The 19,753-nt window shown below is 70.5% G+C and carries 19 protein-coding genes and 1 pseudogene; 11 read left to right on the top strand and 9 right to left on the bottom strand.

What is annotated here, in order from left to right; all coding sequences use genetic code 11:
• Positions 1-123 precede the first annotated feature (123 nt).
• Positions 124-1,242, top strand: a complete 1,119-nt coding sequence (locus ABZ826_RS32835) for a multicopper oxidase domain-containing protein (RefSeq protein WP_361456604.1) — start codon at positions 124-126, stop codon at positions 1,240-1,242.
• Here ABZ826_RS32835 and ABZ826_RS32830 read toward each other — a convergent pair.
• The 5 genes and pseudogenes from ABZ826_RS32830 to ABZ826_RS32810 all read right to left on the bottom strand — a co-directional run.
• Positions 1,128-2,102, bottom strand: a pseudogene (locus ABZ826_RS32830) (ABC transporter ATP-binding protein); the annotation flags it as partial. The gene ABZ826_RS32835 and the pseudogene ABZ826_RS32830 sit on opposite strands and share 115 nt — an antisense overlap.
• Positions 2,103-2,119: 17 nt before the next feature.
• Positions 2,120-2,578, bottom strand: coding sequence for a MarR family winged helix-turn-helix transcriptional regulator (locus ABZ826_RS32825; RefSeq protein WP_361456601.1), 459 nt, complete (start codon positions 2,576-2,578; stop codon positions 2,120-2,122).
• A gap of 242 nt (positions 2,579-2,820) precedes the next feature.
• Positions 2,821-3,180 carry a DUF6204 family protein gene (locus ABZ826_RS32820; RefSeq protein WP_361456598.1) on the bottom strand — a complete coding sequence of 120 codons (360 nt, stop codon included), beginning with the start codon at positions 3,178-3,180 and terminating at the stop codon, positions 2,821-2,823.
• A 271-nt stretch (positions 3,181-3,451) separates the two neighbouring features.
• Positions 3,452-5,665, bottom strand: a complete 2,214-nt coding sequence (locus ABZ826_RS32815; RefSeq protein ID WP_361456595.1) for a DEAD/DEAH box helicase — start codon at positions 5,663-5,665, stop codon at positions 3,452-3,454.
• 97 nt (positions 5,666-5,762) lie between these two features.
• Entirely contained in the window at positions 5,763-6,545 is a 783-nt protein-coding gene (locus tag ABZ826_RS32810; RefSeq protein WP_361456592.1) for an IclR family transcriptional regulator, read from the bottom strand.
• A 199-nt stretch (positions 6,546-6,744) separates the two neighbouring features.
• Here ABZ826_RS32810 and ABZ826_RS32805 point away from each other — a divergent pair, with 199 nt between their 5' ends.
• From ABZ826_RS32805 to ABZ826_RS32765, 9 genes are all read left to right on the top strand, one after another.
• The gene (locus ABZ826_RS32805) at positions 6,745-6,855 is read left to right on the top strand and encodes a putative leader peptide (protein ID WP_361456589.1); all 111 of its coding nucleotides are present in this window, start codon (positions 6,745-6,747) and stop codon (positions 6,853-6,855) included.
• A gap of 150 nt (positions 6,856-7,005) precedes the next feature.
• Positions 7,006-8,028, top strand: a complete 1,023-nt coding sequence (locus tag ABZ826_RS32800) for an ABC transporter substrate-binding protein (protein ID WP_361456586.1) — start codon at positions 7,006-7,008, stop codon at positions 8,026-8,028.
• A 21-nt stretch (positions 8,029-8,049) separates the two neighbouring features.
• Positions 8,050-9,066, top strand: coding sequence for an ABC transporter substrate-binding protein (locus ABZ826_RS32795; protein WP_361456583.1), 1,017 nt, complete (start codon positions 8,050-8,052; stop codon positions 9,064-9,066).
• The gene (locus ABZ826_RS32790) at positions 9,063-9,893 is read left to right on the top strand and encodes an ABC transporter permease (RefSeq protein WP_361456580.1); all 831 of its coding nucleotides are present in this window, start codon (positions 9,063-9,065) and stop codon (positions 9,891-9,893) included. Before ABZ826_RS32795 ends, ABZ826_RS32790 begins: the two co-directional genes overlap by 4 nt.
• On the top strand, positions 9,890-10,654 hold the full coding sequence (locus ABZ826_RS32785) for an ABC transporter ATP-binding protein (RefSeq protein ID WP_361456577.1): 765 nt from the start codon (positions 9,890-9,892) through the stop codon (positions 10,652-10,654). The genes ABZ826_RS32790 and ABZ826_RS32785 overlap by 4 nt, the downstream gene beginning before the upstream one ends.
• Positions 10,655-11,542: an ABC transporter substrate-binding protein gene (locus tag ABZ826_RS32780; protein ID WP_361456574.1), complete on the top strand. Its 888-nt coding sequence runs from the start codon at positions 10,655-10,657 to the stop codon at positions 11,540-11,542. It begins immediately after the preceding gene.
• A gap of 4 nt (positions 11,543-11,546) precedes the next feature.
• On the top strand, positions 11,547-12,620 hold the full coding sequence (locus tag ABZ826_RS32775; protein WP_361456571.1) for an LLM class flavin-dependent oxidoreductase: 1,074 nt from the start codon (positions 11,547-11,549) through the stop codon (positions 12,618-12,620).
• Between the two features lie 182 nt (positions 12,621-12,802).
• Complete coding sequence (locus tag ABZ826_RS32770; RefSeq protein WP_361456568.1) at positions 12,803-13,603, top strand: VOC family protein; 801 nt, start codon at positions 12,803-12,805, stop codon at positions 13,601-13,603.
• A 73-nt stretch (positions 13,604-13,676) separates the two neighbouring features.
• A complete protein-coding gene (locus ABZ826_RS32765; protein ID WP_351072723.1) occupies positions 13,677-13,931 on the top strand; it encodes a WhiB family transcriptional regulator in 255 nt (84 codons plus the stop codon).
• Between the two features lie 336 nt (positions 13,932-14,267).
• Here ABZ826_RS32765 and ABZ826_RS32760 read toward each other — a convergent pair whose 3' ends face one another.
• The 4 genes from ABZ826_RS32760 to ABZ826_RS32745 form a co-directional block, all read right to left on the bottom strand.
• Positions 14,268-15,242: an acyl-ACP desaturase gene (locus ABZ826_RS32760; RefSeq protein WP_361456564.1), complete on the bottom strand. Its 975-nt coding sequence runs from the start codon at positions 15,240-15,242 to the stop codon at positions 14,268-14,270.
• A gap of 237 nt (positions 15,243-15,479) precedes the next feature.
• A complete protein-coding gene (locus ABZ826_RS32755) occupies positions 15,480-17,771 on the bottom strand; it encodes an excinuclease ABC subunit UvrA (protein WP_361456561.1) in 2,292 nt (763 codons plus the stop codon).
• A 165-nt stretch (positions 17,772-17,936) separates the two neighbouring features.
• On the bottom strand, positions 17,937-18,128 hold the full coding sequence (locus ABZ826_RS32750; RefSeq protein WP_361456558.1) for a hypothetical protein: 192 nt from the start codon (positions 18,126-18,128) through the stop codon (positions 17,937-17,939).
• Between the two features lie 11 nt (positions 18,129-18,139).
• Complete coding sequence (locus tag ABZ826_RS32745; RefSeq protein ID WP_361456555.1) at positions 18,140-18,991, bottom strand: helix-turn-helix transcriptional regulator; 852 nt, start codon at positions 18,989-18,991, stop codon at positions 18,140-18,142.
• 152 nt (positions 18,992-19,143) lie between these two features.
• On the opposite strand from ABZ826_RS32745, the gene ABZ826_RS32740 reads away from it, so the two are divergent.
• A complete protein-coding gene (locus tag ABZ826_RS32740) occupies positions 19,144-19,617 on the top strand; it encodes an ATP-binding protein (protein WP_361456552.1) in 474 nt (157 codons plus the stop codon).
• Positions 19,618-19,753 lie beyond the last annotated feature (136 nt).

Here is a 19,753-nt window from a genome sequence, read left to right as displayed (position 1 = left end):
CGCCCGCTCCGGCGCCCCCTGAAGCCGCCGTGATCCCCGTAACCTCCGTATCTCCGCAGTCCCCGAGAGCCGGGCGCGTTCGCAAAGACTCCGTAAATTCCTTAGTGCAGTGGGGAGTTCGACATGGACAGAAGGAGCTTCAACCGGCGATTGCTGGTAGGTGGTGGAGTGGCGGCCGCGACCGGATTGACATCGTTGTCGCTCGGTGCGATCGAGGCCAGTTCGGCAGAGCCTCCACCGAAGACCGCCCCGGCGGGCGGCATCGTCCGCCATCTCAAGCTGTACGCGGAGAAGCTGGCGGACGGTCGGATGGGGTACGGCCTGGAGAAGGGGAAGGCGTCGGTGCCCGGACCCCTCATCGAGATCAACGAGGGCGACACCCTGCACATCGAGTTCGAGAACGCGATGGACGTGCCGGCCAGTCTTCACGCGCACGGCGTCGACTACGACATCGCGAGCGACGGCACCCGGATGAACAAGAGCATCGTCGAGCCGGGCGACACCCGCACCTACACCTGGCGCACCCATGCGCCGGGCCGGCGCAAGGACGGCACCTGGCAGCCGGGCAGCGCCGGCTACTGGCATTACCACGACCATGTCGTCGGCACGGACCACGGCACCGGCGGCATCAGGAAGGGCCTGTACGGTCCGGTGATCGTCCGGCGCAAGGGAGACCTCCTGCCGGACAAGACGATCACGATCGTCTTCAACGACATGACGATCAACAACAAGGCGGCCCATGAGAGCCCCAACTTCGAGGCCACGGTGGGCGACCGGCTCGAAGTGGTCATGATCACCCACGGCGAGTACTACCACACGTTCCACATCCACGGTCATCGCTGGGCGGACAACCGGACCGGCCTGCTCACCGGCCCCGACGATCCGAGCCGGGTCATCGACACGAAGATCGTGGGCCCGGCGGACTCCTTCGGTTTCCAGGTGATCGCGGGCGAACACGTGGGCGCCGGTGCCTGGATGTACCACTGCCATGTGCAGAGCCACTCCGACATGGGCATGGCCGGACTGCTGCTGGTCGCCAAGCCGGACGGCACCGTGCCGGGGTACGACCCGCACGACATGGCGACCCACACGGCCGCTCCGGACAAGACCGCTCCGGACAAGACCGCTCCGGACAAGACCGCTCCGGACAAGACCGCTCCGGACAAGACCGGTAAGGAAACGACCGGTAAGGGCATGGCCGGTATGGACAAGGCCGGTACGGGCAAGGCCGCTTCGGGGTGAGGCGATCGGGTCGGCCGGTGGGCAGCGGCCGAGCGGTGCCGGACTGCCGGTGAATCCACTCGGCCGCCCCGTCCTCGGCGGTGATCGTCGTGCCGTGCTTGTCCGCCGGGTACAGGTCCTCGACGTGCTCCGGCGCAGTGAATCCGGCGTCCGCCGGGGCAGGGTGCCTTCAGGTCTGGACCGGCGAGGCGTCGGCACAGGGCCTCGGCCTCGTCGAGGTGGTGCGTGGTCAGCACCACGGTCTGGCCGGCCTCGTGCACGCTCCCGATGATCCGCCAGAGGTCCTCGCGTGCCTGGGGGTCGACGCCGGCGGTCGGCTCGTCCAGGAAGAGCACCTCGGGCAGGTGCATCAGGGCCCGGCCGATCATGACCCGGCGGGCCTGGCCGCCGCAGAGCTGATGGGCCTTGGCACCGGCCTTGTCGGCGAGGGCGAACTGCTCCAGCAGTTCCAGCGCCCGGCGACGGGCGGCCGATGCGGACATGCCGAAGTAGCGTCCGCGGAAGGCGAGGTTGTCCAGCACGGTGAGCGCGCGGTCCAGGGTGTTGGCCTGGGGCACGACGCCGATGCGGGACTTCACGCCGACCGGGTCGGCGCCGACCTCGTGGCCCGCGACCCACGCGGTTCCGGCGGTAGGCGTGACCAGCGTGGTGAGCATGCCGATCGTGGTGGACTTGCCGGCGCCGTTGGTGCCGAGCAGGCCGAAGAACTCGCCCCGGCCGACCGTGAGGTCCAGGCCTTCGAGGGCGACGAGACCGTCCTGCCCCCGCTGGTAGACCTTGCGCAGGCCCGCCGTGCGGATGGCTGTCGCGGTGTCGGCCGGGGTGACGGGTGGTTGGTGCGGGGCGAGGGTGGTCTTCACGGGGGACTCCTACGGGGTTACGGGGGCGGGGTTTTGTGGCCGGCGAGCCCGGTGCCGCCGAGGCGGGTCAGCAAGGTGGACAGGTGCCCGACGTCCTCCTTGTTCCACAGGGGAACGGCGAAGATCTCGGCGGCGATCTGCTCGGCCGAGGCGAGCATGTCTTTCAGGCGTTCGCGGCCGGTGTCGGTCAGTGCCGCATAGGCCACCCGTCCGTCACGGGCATCCGTCTCGCGTGTGACCAGCCCGATCCGCTCCAGTGGAGCCAGTCCCCGGGTCACCCCGGAGGCGGTCAGCCCCAATGTCTCGGCCAGGTCCACCCGACGCATCCGGCCACCGGGCGCCTGCCGCAGGCGCAACAACATCGTGAAGTCGGCCAGGCTCACGCCGTGCAGCCCCGACAGGGTCGCGTCGAACCGCTTCACCAGGGCCGTCTGGGCCCGGACGAGACGCAGTGACACATCCAGCGCGTCATTCATTGCTACCTCCTTGAGTACTCAAGCATATCGTTGCTTGAGTACTCAAGGATTTTTTTGTTCCGGGGTTGCGGAGGGCTTCCGCGTCGGATGCCGGATCCAGGTCGCGCGACCAAGGTCCGGAGCTGAGAGACAGCCGTCCGTCGTGCCTGCTGGTGCTCGGCGGGGCGAGCGCCTGTCAGGGGCGGAACGCGCGGAGAGGAATACCCGGCGGGCGGGCGGGTGGAGGGAGTGCCGCTGCGGGATCAGCCGTTCTTCTGCGCTGCGGCCCGGCGCTGCCGTTTGCCCAGTGGCGCCTGGGAGAGGTCCTCGGCGTTGCTCCTGAGGTTCTTGTGGCCGTAGCCGCGTTCGGCCAGCCACGCCTTCGCCGCGTCCTCAGCGCGTTCGGTCGCTTCCAGGATGTCCTCTTCTGCTTCCCCAGAGTCCAGGAAGCGGAAGGTGAAGGCGGGGCGCGCGGCCAGGTCGTAGCTGAGGTGCCCCTCAGCGGTGAAGGCGGCGCGCAGGATGTCGTGCTCCGCGGCACGGGCCAGGAGCTCGGCGCGCTGATCGGTGCCGAGCCCGTCGAAGACACCGCGGACGGTGATACGGAAGGTATGAGTACTCATCCCACGACCCTAACCAGGGTGATCGGCTCGGCTCCACCGCGTTTCCCGCAGGGCACGGTGGGGGCGGACCCGGTTCATCCGGGAGAACCGGGCCGGCCGCGCCATGGAGGACGGCTCCGGACGCCCCTTCGCCCAGGCTGGTTCGGCGGGGGCCCGCCGAGGCAGCGGCGTGAGCCACGTGCTCCCCGGTGTCCGGGCCGGGACTGCCGGACCGGAACGACGGGCGAGGGCGCGGCGGTCCGTGATCCGGCGGCGCACGGCTCCCGACCGGTCAGTTCTCCGGCACCGCCGGGGCTGTTCCGGCCGCCCCGGTGGCGAGGCGCAGCTGTTCCTCCTCGACGATGCGCCGGGCCAGAGCCCCGTTCGACACGTCCACGGCGTCCGGCGTCGTCTCGGCGACGGCGCTGCGCCGTGCGTAGAGGTCGAACAGCCGCTCCTTGCGGGCCAGGATGTTCAGCATCCGTTCGTCCACGCTGTCGGCCGCGAGGAGGCGGTGCACCTGGACGGTCCGTATCTGTCCCATCCGGTGGGCGCGGGCCACCGCCTGGTGCTCCATCGTCGGCTTGATCTGCGGTTCACAGATGATGACGACCGAGGCGGCCTGCATGTTCAGCCCGACCCCGCCGGCCTGGATCTGACTCAGCAGGACGGCATGGCCCTCCACGGCGGTGAAGTCGTCGATGATCTCCTGGCGCCGGGCGGCCGGGAGGCTCCCCGCGAGAGGTCCGAACGCGCTTTCTCCCAGGGCCTGTCCGACAGTGAGGAGCACCTCGCGGAAGTACGAGAACACGACGACCTTGAGGCCGTTGTCCGCGGCCTCCGCGACCAGTTCGCTCAGCCGGTGAAGCTTGGCGGACGTGGCGGGCCGGGCGTACGCTGCCCGGCGCATCCGCATGAAGTGCCCGGCGCCCACCGCCTCGCGGTAGGCGTCGAGATCGCCCTCGCTGAACTCCTCCCACTCGTCGACCTGCACCAGCGCCGGGAGTTCCGTCAGCACATCCTCCTGATTGCGCCGCAGATAGGCCGGGGCGACGGCCTTGCGGAAGGCGTGTGAACCCGCGGCTCCATGGGTGGTGTGGATCGAGGGTGCCAGTTCGGGCTGGAGGTGGCGGACCAGGCTGCGGAACTCCTCGACCCGGTTCTCCATCGGTGTACCCGTCAGGAACAGCACCCGTTCGGTGCGTTGCGTCCAGCCGGACACCGCCCGGGACCGCCGGGTGGCGGGGTTCTTCACATAGTGGGCCTCGTCGACCACGAGCATGCCGGGTCTCATCTCGCAGTCCCGGGCGGCCGGCAGGGTGTGCAGCGCGTCGAACGTGGTGAGGGCGACCCCGCCGGACTGCCGCCACTCGGCGAACGCGCCCTGCCGCTCGGGCCCGTGCACCGGCAGCGCGCGCAGGGTGGACCGGGCACGGACCTCGCGCGCCCAGTTGATCAGTACGCTCGCCGGGCAGACCACCAGGAAGTGGGTCTCGCCCCGTGCGGAGAGATGCGCGAGCGCGGCAATGGCCTGGACGGTCTTGCCGAGTCCCATCTCGTCACCGAGGATCACCCGCTTCTGCGCGAGCGCGAACCGTGCGCCGAACGACTGGTAGCCGCGCAGGGAGACGCGCAGATGGGCGTCGTCGAGCCGCAGGCCGCGCACCCGGTCCGCGATTCCGGTCGGGAGGAACCCCTCGGCCGCGTCCCGGTCGGGGCCGGTGCCCGACAGTTCGGCGAGGAGGCTGTAGTACTCGGCGGACCGCAGTTCGAAGTCGACCCATGCCGTGAGGTCCGAGTCCGTTTCCCTCAGCAGATCGACGGACACCTGCCCGAACAGCAGGAGAAGCTCGCGCGCCGCCGCTTCGGCGACGACGGCCCGCACCGAGGCGACGGCCGCCAGGGCCTCGGCGCGGGCCGGGCGCCGGGCGAACAGCATGCGCAGCCGCCCACGGGCCGGCCCCGCCGCGGTCAGCAGTGGCTCAAGACTTTCGATGAGCCGGACCGCCGCGTCCACCGCCCGACGGACGTCGGGACCGGCCTCGACCAGCCGGTGCAACGCTGTGACCAGCGCGGTCGTGGAGTCGTCCGGGGTGTCCACGTCTATCCGGACCGCGACCGTGTCCCGTACCGCGTGGGCGATCTGCCCGGCCGCGGCCAGCGCCTGGTCGGCGGTCTGCGCGCCGACTCCCGGGATCTGGCGGAGCTCGTAGCGATTGGCCTCGTGGACCTGGCCGACGTTCGTGAAGCCGGCCTGCTCGACCGCGCCGAGCCGCAGCCTGCCCTCGGTGACGTCCTTGAGCCGGGAGACGGGGATCGCCGACAGCTCGCGACGGATGAGGGAGTCGAGCAGCGGAGCCAGCGCCGTGTGCACGGCGTCGACGGCGCGGGCGTGATCGGCCCGCACCGCGCGCGCCGTGTCCAGCAACCGCTCGGCCTGCGCCAGCAGCTCCCGGGCGGTCTTTCCCGTGGGTGCCCCGGTCTCCGTCGGTCCGGCCTCTGTCATGTACGTTCCTCTGTCCGCGCAGCCCGGCTGCCGTCCCGCCCGGCACCTGCCCCGGGCGATTCATATCGTGCCACGCGGTGCCGACAGCGCCTTCTGCTCAGGGCGCCGGAGGACGGCGTTCCGCCGGGGACAGCAGCAGGATCTCCAGGGCCCGCGCACAGGAGCGGGCCTGCGACAGGAACCACTCGGTGCGCGCGTTCGTGATCACGGACGGCGTGGCCCGGACCGCGAGGGCGAAGCGCGCGTACCCGCACCCGTCCAGCACCGGGACCGCCAGGGTCCGCACCCCGTACGCCGACTCGCCGTCGTTGAGCGCGTACGAGTCGGACCTGACCTTCGCCAACTCGGCCTCCAGCGCGGCAGGTTCGACGATCGTGCGGTCGGTGAACGCGGGGAGCGGAGGGAGGGAGGAGGGCCCGCCCTCGCCCGGCCGGGCCCAGGCCAGCAGTATCTTGCCGAGCGCCGTGGAGTGAAGTGGTCTGCGCAGCCCCACCTTCGGGGTGACCGAACCACCCGCGACGATCACCGCATGGGGGCCGCTGCGCAGCGCCAGGTCCGCGGTGGCCCCCGTGCGCTCGGCGAGATCCGCCAGCTCCGGAGCGGCCAGGTGCAGACCGCGCTGGTGGTACGAGAGCCGGCCCAGTTCGGTCACGGCGGGGCCGAGCCGGTAGCGGGACGTACGGGCGTCCTGCTCCAGGAAGTCCGCGCCGAGCAGTGTCCGGGCCAGCCGGTGCGCCGTGGAGACCGGGAGTCCGAGGCGGCGGGCGAGGTCGGACGCGCTGAGGTCGGGGCCGTTTTCGTGGAAACAGTGCAGCACGTCCAGGGCGCGCCGAACCGCCTGCGCTCCGCCGGGAGCACGCGCCGCCGCGGCCTCGGTCATATCGGGTCACTCTCCGTTCGTGAGGGGGGATGTCGGGGCATATGGTTGCCACATTACGGGAGTCGAGAGCCCGGACAACGCTGCGGTGAAACACTCCGTTCATACTCAATCCCACATCATGGGAAGCGAGTTGTGGGTCGACGTGCGGCCGTGGCAGGCTGCTGCCCGTCACCACCGACGAGCAGAAGGGAGCAGTGCCGTGACCGGCCGCCGAACCGCGATCTCCGCACCCGCCGCTCCGGTCCTGCTCGCCCTCACGCTGCGCCGTCACGTGGACCTGGCGCGGGTCTCCAGCGCCGTCTGTCGCTGACCCTCCTTCCTTACCCGCACTTCTTCTCCCCCTCGCCCGCCGCGTTCTCGACGCGGCCCGGGTCCTGTCGCCGCACACGGTGCCCACATCTCCGACGTACGTGCCGCACGCCCTGACTCCATCCCTTCGCCGACCTCTCGGGAAGACTCCATGACGCATGCCGTCCTGCCCAGGACGCTCTGGTTCACCCGCTGCCCCGTCCCCACCGCGACCGGCATCGCCGCCGACCGGCAGTGGCTCACCGAAGAGTTCGCCCCCGACGGCATCACGGTGCGCTCCCTCCAGGACGCCGCACCCGACGCGGACCGGGCCGCCCATTTCACCCACGCCCTGCCGGGCCTCTTCCGCGAGGGCGGCAACGTCCCCGCCCTGTGGGCCCGTTCGCGCGGTGAGCGGACACGGCTGATCGGTCTCACCTGGATCGAGGAACGGCAGACCGTACTGGTCGGGCCCGGCTCCGGCATCAGGGGCGTCGAGGCCCTGCGCGGGCTACGGCTCGCCGTTCCCGCGCACGACATCGCCGTCGACTTCTGGCGGGCCATGGCCCTGCGCGGCTTCGAGGGCGCGCTCACCGGTGCCGGACTCGCACCGGACGACGCCACACTCGTCGACGTACCCGCGGCGGAACACCAGGGCCAGTGGGCGGCCGAGCTGGCGGCGCTGCGACGCGGTGACGTCGATGCCGTGTACGTGAAGGGCGCACTGGCCGTCGAGGCGGCACGGCGGGCGGGCGCCGAGGTCGCCGTCGAGCTCGACGAACTGCCCGACCGCCGGTTCCGGATCAACAACGGCACCCCGCGCCCCATCACCGTCCATCAGCAGCTCCTCGACGACCACCCCGACCTCGTCGACCGCTTCCTCGCCGTCCTGCTCCGGGCCGCCGACTGGGCCGCCGGACAGCCCGGCGAGGTCGCCCGGATCCTCGGCGCCGAGACCGGGGCGGGCACCGAGGGCGTCGCCGGGGCCTACCGGCCCGGCACCCACCTCACCCTCCACCCCGATCTCTCCCCGCAACGCCTCGCCCTCCTTGCCGAACAGGAGGCCCGGCTGCGCGCCCACGGCTTCCTGCCCGAACCCGTCGACGTCATGGACTGGGCCGACCCCGAACCGCTGCGCCGCGCCACCGCACTCGCCCACAGGCACCCCTCCGCCTCCGCACTTCCCGCCCCCTGAGCCACGAGGACCCCCAACGCCATGAAGCTTCCCCGACCACTGCGTACGGCCGTCGCCCCCGCGCTCCTCACCACCACCGCACTCCTCGTCCTGACCGCGTGCGGAACCTCCGGGGCCGACAACGGCAGCGGCGGTGCCGGGAGCACGGTGGACATCCGTATCCCCGACCCCGGCAACTCCGGTGTGCTCGCCCTCGGCAAGAAGGACGGCAGCCTCGACAAAGCGCTCGCCGAGGTCGGTGCCAAGGTGCGGTGGACCGGCAGCGCCGGGCCCTTCGCCCCGGCCGCCCAGGCGATGAACGCCGACCAGCTCGACATCGCCACCGGCTCCATCACCTCCGGCATCACCTCGCTCGCCCAGCGCCCCGGATTCAAGTTCTTCACCGCCGTCGACCCGGACGCGGCGGGCGAGGGCATCCTCGTCAAGAACGGCTCCGGCATCGACTCGGTCGCCGACCTGGTCGGCAGGAAGGTCGCCGTCAACCAGGGGGGCACCGGCGAATACCTGCTGCTGAAGGCGCTCGCCGAGGCCGGTGTCCCCGCCGACAAGGTCGAGCGGGTCTATCTGCGCCCCGACCAGACGGCCGCCGTCTTCAACGCGGGCAAGGTCGACGCCTGGGCCGTCTGGGCGACCTACGCCGTCGCCGAAATCGGCACGGGCAAGGCGCACTTCGTCGCCGACGGCGCCGCGATCGGCTCCGACAACTACAGCCTCAACGCCGTACGCACGGGCTTCGCGGAGCAGCACCCGGAGGTCGTGAAGGCGCTCTACCAGTACCTCCACGACGCCGGCGCCAAGGAGAAGCGGGACCCGGCGGCGTACCTCAACGTCTTCACGGACGTGGGACCGACCGCCGTCACCGGCAAGGCGAAGCAGGTCCAGACCGACGTCACCCGCAAGGGCGGCACGGTCGGGCCCATCGGACCCGAGGACATCAAGCGCTTCGAGGCCGTCGCCGACTTCTACGCCGCACAGAAGGTCACCACGACCAAGGTCGACGTCGCCGCGCACCTCCTCGACATCGAGAAGCTGAAATGAGCGACACCACCCTGACTCCGGGGCTCGTCCGGCCACGCCCCCAGCGGCGCAGGGCCCGCGGCCGCGCCCGCTCCGCCACCGTCCGGGCCCTCGGCCCCGTCGTCCTTCTCGCGCTCTGGTGGGCGGCGTCCGCCACCGGACTCCTCACCCCCGACGTGCTCGCGTCGCCCGCCGAGGTGCTGCGTGCCGTGGGGGAGCTGTGGGGCAACGGGCAACTGCCCGACGCGCTCACCACCTCCCTCACCCGCTCCGGACTCGGTCTCCTCATCGGGCTCGCCGCCGGGCTGACCCTCGGGATCACCACCGGATTCACCCGCCTCGGCGACGAACTCCTCGACTCCTCCCTGCAGACCCTGCGCACCATCCCGTTCCTCTCCCTGGTGCCCCTGTTCATGGTCTGGTTCGGGATCAACGAGACCGCGAAGATCCTGCTCATCGCCGTCGCCACCACCTTCCCGATGTATGTGTCGACATCGAGCGGGGTGCGCAACACCGATCCCGAACTCGTCGAAGCCATGCGCAGCTTCGGCATGGGACGGCTCGCTCTCGTGCGCGAGGTCGTCCTGCCCGGAGCACTGCCGTCCCTGCTCGCCGGACTGCGGCTCTCCATGACGCTCAGCGTGATCGCGTTGATCGCCGCCGAGGAGATCAACGCGACGGCCGGCATCGGCTATCTGATGTCCCAGGCGCAGAGTTACGCCCGCACCGACATCCTCGCCGTCTGCATCCTCGTCTACGGGCTGCTCGGCCTCACCGCCGACATCGTCGTACGGCTGCTGGAGCGCGTACTGATGCCCTGGCGCGCCCCGAGGGGAGCCACCCGATGACCGAGCAGACCCCACAGGCCGCGGTCCGGGTGCGCGGGCTGCGCCGCGTGTTCGGCGACCGCGCCGTGCTCGACGGCCTTGGGCTGGACATCGCACGGGGCGAGTTCGTCGCCCTGCTCGGCGCCAGTGGAAGCGGCAAGACGACGCTGCTGCGCATCCTGGGCGCACTCGACGGCGCCGACGAGGGAGAGGTCCTCGTCCCCCGGGCACGCACCGTCGTCTTCCAGGAGCCCCGCCTCGTACCGTCGAAGAAGGTCCTCGCCAATGTGACGGTGGCGCTGCCGCGCGGCCATTGTGGGCACGGGCTGCGGGCCCTGGCCGAAGTCGGTCTGGAACGGCACGCCGACGCCTGGCCCGCCACCCTCTCCGGCGGCGAGGCCCAGCGGGTCGCGCTCGCCCGCGCCCTGGTCCGTGAGCCCGAACTGCTGTTGCTGGACGAGCCGTTCGCCGCGCTCGACGCCCTGACCCGGCTGAGGATGCAGGACCTGGTGGGGGAGCTGTGCCGCAACCACCGGCCCGCCGTCCTCCTCGTCACCCACGACGTCGACGAAGCGGTACGGCTCGCCGACCGGGTCGCGGTCCTGCGCGACGGCCGGCTCGTCACCGACGAGCCCGTCGCCGTCGACCGGCCGCGCGAACCCGGCGACCCCGCGCTCGTGGCCCTGCGCCGACGACTCCTCGACGACCTCGGGGTCGAGACGGCCCCGCGCCCCTCGCACCCCCCAACCACCCCCGAACGCACCGAAGCCGGAGTGATCTGAATGGCCATCACCATCGGAGTGCACAGCAGCAACCCGTCCCTCTACCACCTGTACCACCTCTCCCGGCTGGGCCTGGCCCAGGAGGAACTGGCCCCGCTGGGCGAGAGCGTCGTCTTCCACCCGTACACCGACGGGGTCCGCACCGGAGAACTCCTCGGCCAGGGCGTCATCGACTTCGGCGGCACCGGCTCCACCCCGCCGGTCACCGCCCAGGCGGCGGGCCACGACATCGTGTACACCGCCGTCTCCGCCCCGCGCCCCGAACACGGCGCGCTCCTCGTCCCCGAGGACAGCCCCGTGCGGACCGTCGCCGACCTCAGGGGCACCACCGTCCACCTCGCGATCGGCTCCTGGCAGACCCATCTGATCGCCAAGGCGCTCGACGACGCCAGGCTCTCGTACGCCGACGACATCACCGCCGTCCGCAGCGGCGACGGCAGCGAGGAACTGCTGCGCACCGGTGCCATCGCCGCCTGGGTCGCGCAGGGCGCCCAGCTCGCCGCGGCCCGCCGCACCGGCGGGCTGCGCACCCTGATCCGTACCGGCGACGTGATCAGCGACCGTTCCGTCTTCTTCGCCCGCCGGGACCTGGCCGAGAACCGCCCCGAGATCATCGAGGCGCTCACCCGCGCCCTGCGACGCGCCGACGACTGGGCAGCGGCCCATCCCCGCCGGGCCGCCCAGATCGCCGCCGCCGACCTCGGCGGATCCGCCGACGACTGGGAGACCGCGCTGCGCACCCTGCCCTGGAAGATCGAGCCCGTCACCGACGCCTTCATCGCCGAGCAGCAGGAGGCGGCCGACATCTTCCACCGCACCGGCTTCATCGACCGGCCGGTCACCGTCGCGCACGCCCGCGCCGGTGCCCTCGCCGGCAAGGTGGCGTGACCGCATGGCGACCGAAGTCCTCTGGTACATCATCCCGCGCGAAGGCGCCTACCCCTGGGAGCCGGAAGGACGGCGGCCGGTGGATCTCGGCTACCTCGCCCAGCTCGCCGGTACGGTCGAACGCCTCGGCTACAGCGGTGCGCTGCTCGCCACCGACCTGTACGACGTCTGGCCGCTCGGCAGCGCACTCGCCGCCTCCACCAGCACCAGGTTCAAGCCCCTACTGGCCGTCCACCCCGGCCTGATCTCGCCCACCCTGCTCGCCAAGATGGCCCTCAGCTTCGACACCCTCTTCGGTGGCCGGCTCCGCTTCAACGTGGTCAACGGCTCGACCAAGTCGCTCCAGGAGTACGGACTCCACGTGGAGCACGACGAGCGGTACGAGCTGAGCGCCGAGTACTGGTCGATCGTGAAGCGGCTGACCGCAGGCGAGGTCTTCGACCACAAGGGCCGCTTCTACGACCTGAAGAACGCCGGCGCGTCCTTCAGGGAGCTGAAGCCGGTCCAGGAATCGCATATCCCGCTCTGGTTCGGCGGCTCCTCCGGCCCCGGCATCGAGATGGCGGCCGAGCACGTCGACGTCTTCCTGACGTGGGGCGAGCCCCCGCACCTGCTCAAGGAGAAGCTGGAGCGGGTCAGGGCGCGCGCCGCCGCCCACGGCCGCACGCTCAGGATCGGACTGCGTCTCCACCTCATCGTCCGCGACACGCAGGACGAGGCGTGGGCGGCGGCCGACCGGCTCCTCGACGTGACGAGCGACGCGACGTACGCGCGCCAGGTGGGCGACCGGGCGGGAGAGGACGGCGTGGGCTGGCAGCGCCAGTTCCGCCAGCACGGCGGCAAGGTCCCCGCCCACGCCCGCGAACTGGAGGCGTACCCCAACATGTGGCCGGGCATGAGCCTCTTCCGTCCGGGCCCCGGCACCGCGGTGGTCGGCTCGACGGCCCAGGTGGTCGAGCGGCTCGAGGAGTTCGAGGACCTGGGCGTCGACACCTTCATCCTCTCCGGCAACCCGCTGCTGGAGGAGGCCCACCGAGTGGCGGAGACCGTGCTTCCGGCGCTGGGGGTGAGGGTCTGAGACACGGCGGCCGATGCTCCGTACGGTGGCCGGGCGGCCACCGTACGGCGTAAGAGGAGCTCACAGGCACCGGGTATGCCCGGCGGGCGCGGGCTGCGGTCGTCAGTGCCCGGTGCGAGACTCGGAACGTCGGGAATGATGCGCCTGCACCGCGAGAACGGGCCTCATCGAAGGAGCTCGCCATGCTCACCACCCGTTTTGTCACCGGAGCGCCCAACTGGATCGACCTGGGCACGCCCGACCTCGACGGGGCCATCGCGTTCTACTCCGGTCTGTTCGGCTGGGAGTTCCTGGCCGGGGGCCCGGAGACCGGCGGTTACGGCATGTTCACACTGGACGGCAGGACGGTCGGCGGCGCGATGGAGGTCACCGAGGAGCGGGCGAAGCCGTCCTGGTCGGTGTACTTCCGGTCACCGGACGCCGATGCCACTGCACGGGCGGTCGAGCAGGCCGGCGGCAGCGTTCCGTTCGCCCCGAGAGATGTGCTGGACTTCGGCAGGGCGGCCGGTTTCAAGGACCGGGCGGGGGCGTTCTTCGGTGTCTGGCAGCCGAAGGAGAACCCGGGCCTCGGCGTCGTGGGGGTAGCGGGCTCCTTGTGCTGGGCCGAGCTGTACACCCCGGACGTCCCGGCGGCCGCCGCGTTCTACGGTGCCGTGTTCGGCTGGGAGACCGGGCTGACACCGTTCCCCGGAGGCGGCGGGTCCTATACGGTGATCCGGACCGAGGGCGGTGGGCAGGGGGCGAGTTTCGGAGGCTTGGTGCCGCTCGACGCCGTTGCGACACGAGCGGTGGCCGGACCGCACTGGCTGCCGTACTTCGAGGTCGACGACTGCGACGCCGCCGTCGCGGACGTGGAGCGGCTGGGCGGCAAACTGACGCTGGAGCCGCTGGAGATGGAAGGCGTCGGCACGTTCGCCGACGTAGCCGATCCGGACGGCGCGGAATTCGCGTTGATCAAGAGTGCGCCGACACCGGAAGGCTGACCGGAAGCCATCGGCGCGCCGCATTGATGAAGCGTTGATCAGTCGTTTATCGCGACCGGGCACGGTGGGTTCCATGCTGATCAACACCGCGGCCGACCCCGCGCTCGCCTGGCAGGAGACGGCGCTGTGCGCGCAGGCGGGGCCCGAGTTCTTCTTTCCTGCTCCCGGCAGCTCCACACGTGAGGCCAAGCAGCTCTGCAACGCCTGCGAGGGGCGCGAGGCGTGCCTGGAGTACGCCCTCGCCAACGACGAGCGCTTCGGCGTATGGGGCGGCCTCTCCGAGAAGGAGCGGGAGCGGCTGCGCAGAACGGGTCGCGACCGGGCCTGAACCCGCCCGGACCGGGCACCGGCCGCACCGAGGCGTGCGGGCCCGCCGGTCCCCGCAGCCGGACAGGCTCCGCCGGCCTGGGAAGATGCCCGCATGAACGATCACGCCAGGGACGCACTGCTCGCGACGGCCGTACGAATCCAGCCGGCTGCTGCTGGAACTGCTCGCCGCCACCAGCGAGGACCCGCGCGTGCGCCGGTACCGGCGCGCTATCGAGCATTACGCGCAGGACCTGCACGCGACGATGTGAGCCGGGCGCGCAGGCCTGGCCCCGGCCGCTGGACAGGGTGGCCGACCCATGGTCCGTCCAGCGGCCCAGGAGCGCCGGACGCGGCGTCAGGCCCCGGCGCGCGCGGCCATCCGTGCCTTGCGGGCAGCGAGCTTCTCGTCGAACTTCGCCGCTTCGCCGTCCAGGCCGCCCATGTACAGGCCCAGCTCCTCCTGCGCCTGCAGCCCCTCTGGGCCCAGGCCGTCGATGCTGAGGACCTTCAGGTAACGGAGCACCGGCTGGATCACGTCGTCGTGATGGATGCGCATGTTGTAGATCTCGCCGATCGCCATCTGCGCGGCGGCCCGCTCGAAGCCCGGCATGCCGTGACCGGGCATCCGGAAGTTGACGACGACGTCACGCACGGCCTGCATGGTCAGATCCGGGGCGAGTTCGAAGGCCGCGCCGAGGAGGTTGCGGTAGAAGACCATGTGCAGGTTCTCGTCGGTCGCGATCCGCGCCAGCATGCGGTCGCAGACCGGGTCGCCCGACTGATGCCCGGTGTTGCGGTGCGAGACGCGGGTGGCCAGCTCCTGGAAGGCGACGTACGCCACGGAGTGCAGCATCGAGTGACGATTGTCCGACTCGAAGCCCTCCGCCATGTGCGCCATCCGGAACTGCTCCAGTTTGTCCGGGTCGACGGCGCGTGAGGTGAGCAGATAGTCGCGCATCACGATGCCGTGCCGGCCCTCTTCAGCGGTCCAGCGGTGCACCCAGGTGCCCCAGGCGCCGTCACGGCCGAAGAGGGAGGCGATCTCATGGTGGTAACTGGGGAGGTTGTCCTCGGTCAGCAGATTCACGACCAGCGCGATCTTGCCGATGTCGGTGACCTTGGACTGGTCGGCCTGCCAGGCCTCACCGTCCTCGAAGACGCCCGGGAAGTTCCGCCCGTCGGAGAACGGCACGTACTCGTGGGGCATCCAGTCCTTGGCGACCTTGAGATGGCGGTCGAGCTCCCTCTCCACCACCTCTTCCAGGGCGTGGAGCAGATGGGCGTCGGTCCACGCCCGGGGACTGCCGAGGTGGGGAGCGGTGATCGTCACGGGGACTCCTGGGGACGGGAGAAGTACCTACGGGAACGTAGGTTACGAGACCGTAGGTTAAAGCGGCGGTAAGGCCACCGCCAAGCCCGCTCCCGCGATGCCCGATTACGTAACGTTATGTACGCAGGTCGTGAAGGGCGGAGGTCATCACTCCGCCGGGCTCTGAGGCGTTCCGGATCTCCCTCGGATGCCCCGATGAGGGGTCGTGTCGGGGCCGGTGGACCCGGGAGGGCGCTCTCATCCGCCGTCGTCCGGGAGCTCCAGCTCCAGGTCCCGGCGCAGATATTCGGCCGTGAACGAGGTGCGATGAGCAAGCAGCGCCGCCGGGGTCCCCTCGAAGACCAGCTCGCCGCCGTTCCTGCCGCCCTCCGGGCCGAGGTCGATCACCCAGTCCGCGCGTTTGAGCACATCGAGGTTGTGCTCCACACAGATCACGCTGTTGCCGGCGTCGACGAGGCGGTCGAGCAGTTCGACGAGCGTGCCGGTGTCCGCCATGTGCAGTCCGGTCGTCGGCTCGTCCAGGACGTAGACACTGCCCGTGCGGTGGAGCCGGGTGGCGAGCTTGATGCGCTGTCGCTCACCGCCGGAGAGCGTGCTGAGCGGCTGCCCCAGCGTCAGATAGGTCAGGCCGACGTCGTCGAGCGTGCGCAGCTTCCGCATCAGTGCCCGGTCGTCGAAGAGCTCGGCCGCCCGTGCGGCCGTCATCTCCAGCACATCGACGATGGACGCGCCACCGACCCGGTGCTTCAGCACGTCGTCGTGGAAGCGCCGACCCTCGCACACCTGGCAGGTGGTGGTCACCGGGTCCATGAAGGCGAGATCCGTGCAGATGACGCCACGGCCCGAGCAATGCCCGCACGCCCCGGAGGAGTTGAAGCTGAACAGACCCGGATCGACGCCGTTCTCCCTGGCGAAGATCCTCCGGATGGAGTCCAGCGCGCCGAGGTACGAGGCCGGGGTGGAGCGGGACGACGCGGTGATCGCGCCCTGGTCGATGACCACCGCGTCCGGGTACGCCGCCGTGAACACCCGGGACACCAGCGTCGACTTGCCGGATCCAGCGACCCCCGTCACGACCGTCAGCACACCCTCGGGGAACGCCACGTCCACCCCTTTGAGGTTGTGCAGTGCGGCGCCCGTCACCGGCAGCCGCCCGGTGGGGGCGCGGACGGTCTCCTTCAGCGGCATCCGACGGCGCAGGCACCGGCCGGTGAGGGTGTCCGCCTCGCGCAACCGGTCCACCGGGCCTTCGAACACGATGTGTCCGCCGTTGCTGCCCGCTCCCGGTCCCATGTCGACGATGTGGTCCGCGACCGCCATCACGTCCGGGTCGTGCTCGACGACGACGACGGTGTTGCCCCGGTCGCGCAGCCGCACCAGGAGATCGATCAGCCTGCCGACATCGCGCGGATGCAGGCCCACGCTCGGCTCGTCGAAGACGAACGTCAGCCCGGTCAGTGAACTGCCCAGGTGCCGGACCATCTTGAGCCGCTGTCCCTCCCCGCCCGACAGGGTGGTGGTCTCCCGGTCCAGGCTGAGATAGCCGAGGCCGATACCCACCAGACGCTCCAGCCGTTCGCGTGCGGCCGAGGCGATCGGACCGGCCACCGGGTCGTCGATCCCGGCCAGTACCTCCACCAGATCGGCCACCTCCATCCGTCCGTAGTCGGCCACGGTCAGCCCGTCGACACGGGTGGCGAGTGCCGCGGCGTTCAGCCGCGCGCCACCGCAGGACGCACACACCGACTCCGTGGTGAAACGCCGGGCGGCCTCGCGCCGCCGCTCGGAGAGCGCCTCGGTGTCCCGCTTCAGATAGAGCCGGGTGAACCGCTCGGCGATCCCCTCGAAACGCATGTCGGCCGATGTCGACTTCAGTTGCAGCCGTACGGTGAACCCTCCTCCGTACAGCAGGAGCCGGAGCTCTTCCGCGGTGAAGTCCGCGAGCGGCTTGTCGTTGTCGAAGCGCCCCGAGCCCGCGTACAGCTGCCACTCCCAGCTGCCCACCGAGAGCCCCGGTAGCAGCAGCGCGCCCTCGTTGAGCGATTTCGTGAGGTCGATCGCCCGGTCGACGTCGAGGCGGACCGTGCGCCCCACGCCGTCGCACTCCGGGCACATTCCCGCGGGGTCGTTGAAGGAGTACGCGGTCGCCGGGCCCGCACTCGGTGTCCCGTATCGCGAGAACAGCACCCGGATCACCGACCAGATGTCGGTCATCGTGCCGACGGTGGAGCGGGCGTTGCCGCCGATCGGCTTCTGGTCGACGACGACCGCCACGGAGAGGTCGTCGATGGAATCGGCATGGGGCCGCTCGTACTTCGGCAGCCTGTTGCGGATGAACCAGGTGAAGGTCTCGTTCAGCTGGCGCTGCGACTCCACGGCGATCGTGTCGAAGACGATCGACGACTTGCCCGACCCGGAGACTCCGGTGAAGACGGTGATCCGTTCCTTGGGGACGGTGAGGGAGACATCGCGCAGATTGTTCGCGCGTGCTCCGGTGATGACGATGCTCCGGTCCTGTTTCCGATCCATGCGCCGAAGCTAACGGCGATACCCGACAGCTCCTGTCCGGATTTTCCGGGTGGGTGGGATGTTCTCCGGGACCGGGCACCGGCCCCGCCGGCGGAGCGCTCGGAGTCGTCGGCGTACTCGGAGTGAACGCGTGCGGGGACACAGGGGCGCGGCGGGGCGGGACGGTCAGAGCAGATGGTCCGCCGCGCCGGACTTCACCGCGGAGATCAGCGCCCGCAGCGCCTCCATGGAGTCGCTGACATAGGCACCCGTGTCCGTGGTGGTGCCGATGTACGCCCTGCCCTGGTCGTCGAGTCCGAAGCGGAAGCAATTGGCGCCTTCGCTGCAGAAGGCATCGTCCCAGCAGATGTCGGTCATGTTCTCTCTCCTCAGAGGTCCTGGGCTATGGATCGGATGAAGTCGCGCGATTCCTCGACCGGCAGCGCCAGCGTACGCAGGCGCTCCAACAGGCCCCGGTAGCGGCGCAGTTGCATGTCGGATTCCAGCAGCATCGAACCGTGTGAGGAGTCGAGCTGCACGGTGTCGAGCTGGGGTACCGCGGCGCCCACGTAGGTGAACGACTGTCCGGCGCCCGGAAAACCGCCGGCGGCGAACGGGATGACCCGGACCGTGATCCGGTCCCGCTCGGACTGGTCGACGATGTGGTCCAGCTGCGCCCTGGCCACCTTGGGTCCGCCGAACTGCATGCGCAGCGCCGCCTCGTGGACGATCGACTCGTACAGCGGTGGCCGGTCCCGCCTCAGCACCTCCTTGCGGCGCAGCCGCAGGGAGAGCCGGGCCATCAGGTCGGGTCCGGGCAGTTGCGGATCGGCCGTGTCGAACACCGCTCGGGCGTGGTCCTCGGTCTGCAGCAGGCCGGGAATGTGTGTGGTGGTCGATGTCGTCAACTCCACCGCGTGATATTCGAGTTCGGCGATGTCGAGCAGTCCGGGGAGCAGCAGCCCGCGATGCTCCTCCCACCATCCCCTGGCCCGTTCCTGGGCGATTTCGGCGAGCAGGTCGACCAGACCGGTGTCCGGGCAGCCGTAGTTGAAGGCGAGGGTGCGGACCCGCTCGGCGCTGATGCCGAAGCGGCCGGATTCGATGTTCGGGATGCGGGTGCGGTCGACGCCCAGCAGGGCGGCGGCCTGCTGCACCGACATTCCCGACTGCTCGCGCAGCTTGCGCAGTTCGTGCCCGAGGCGCTGCTGCCGGGCGGTCGGGGTGCTTCTGGGCGGCACGACACATGTCCTTCCGAGGGTGGAGGTTGAACGAAACGACCAGAACGGCACAAGTGGTAGCACTGTGCTCCGACGTGCGCTACGGTCGGTAGCGCAAGTCTCACACGGGGCGACCATGCCTATGTGTGATCGTCAACACAATTACCGGAAATGTGAGCATCTTGATGAAGGGCGCACTGCGTTGCCTTCCGGCCCTCGCGTCGGCCGGACCCCACCCTCCGGTGACGGACAACCTCAGCTATTCGTTCGCACTGCCGGGCGGCGCCTTCTGCGCCGGTCTCGCACGCAGTGCCGTGGGTGAGCTCCTCACCCGGCACGGCCTCGCGGAGCTCCGCGAGACAGCCGTCCTCGCCGCTTCCGAACTGGTCGCGACCGCCTATCGGTTCACCCCGGACCGGGAAATGCTGCTGCGGGTGCACTGGCAGTTCGACGCGCTGCGCGTCATCCTCTACGACCAGCATCCGTCCCACGGCTCCGCCGAGAAGTCCGAGACCTGCCGCGAACGCCGCAGCGAAAGCATGTGGCTGCTGGCTGCCGCGGTCGATGCACACGGCGGGGACTGGGGGCTGGCTCCGGCGCTGACCCCGTCCGGCGGCTGCAAGGCCTGGGCCTTACTCCACCACTGACCCCACCGCCGACCGTTCCTCACCGTGCACGCCGCGGCGCCCCTAGTGTCCTGCGCCAGGAATTCGATCAAGATATGCGGCGAGGCGTTCGAGGATCTCGTCGGCGCTCTTCGTCCAGGCGAAGGGGCGGGGGTTC

It is taken from the genome of Streptomyces sp. NPDC047515, assembly GCF_040643055.1.
Taxonomy (GTDB): Bacteria; Actinomycetota; Actinomycetes; order Streptomycetales; family Streptomycetaceae; genus Streptomyces.
This window is presented reverse-complemented; position numbering and strand designations above follow the sequence as displayed.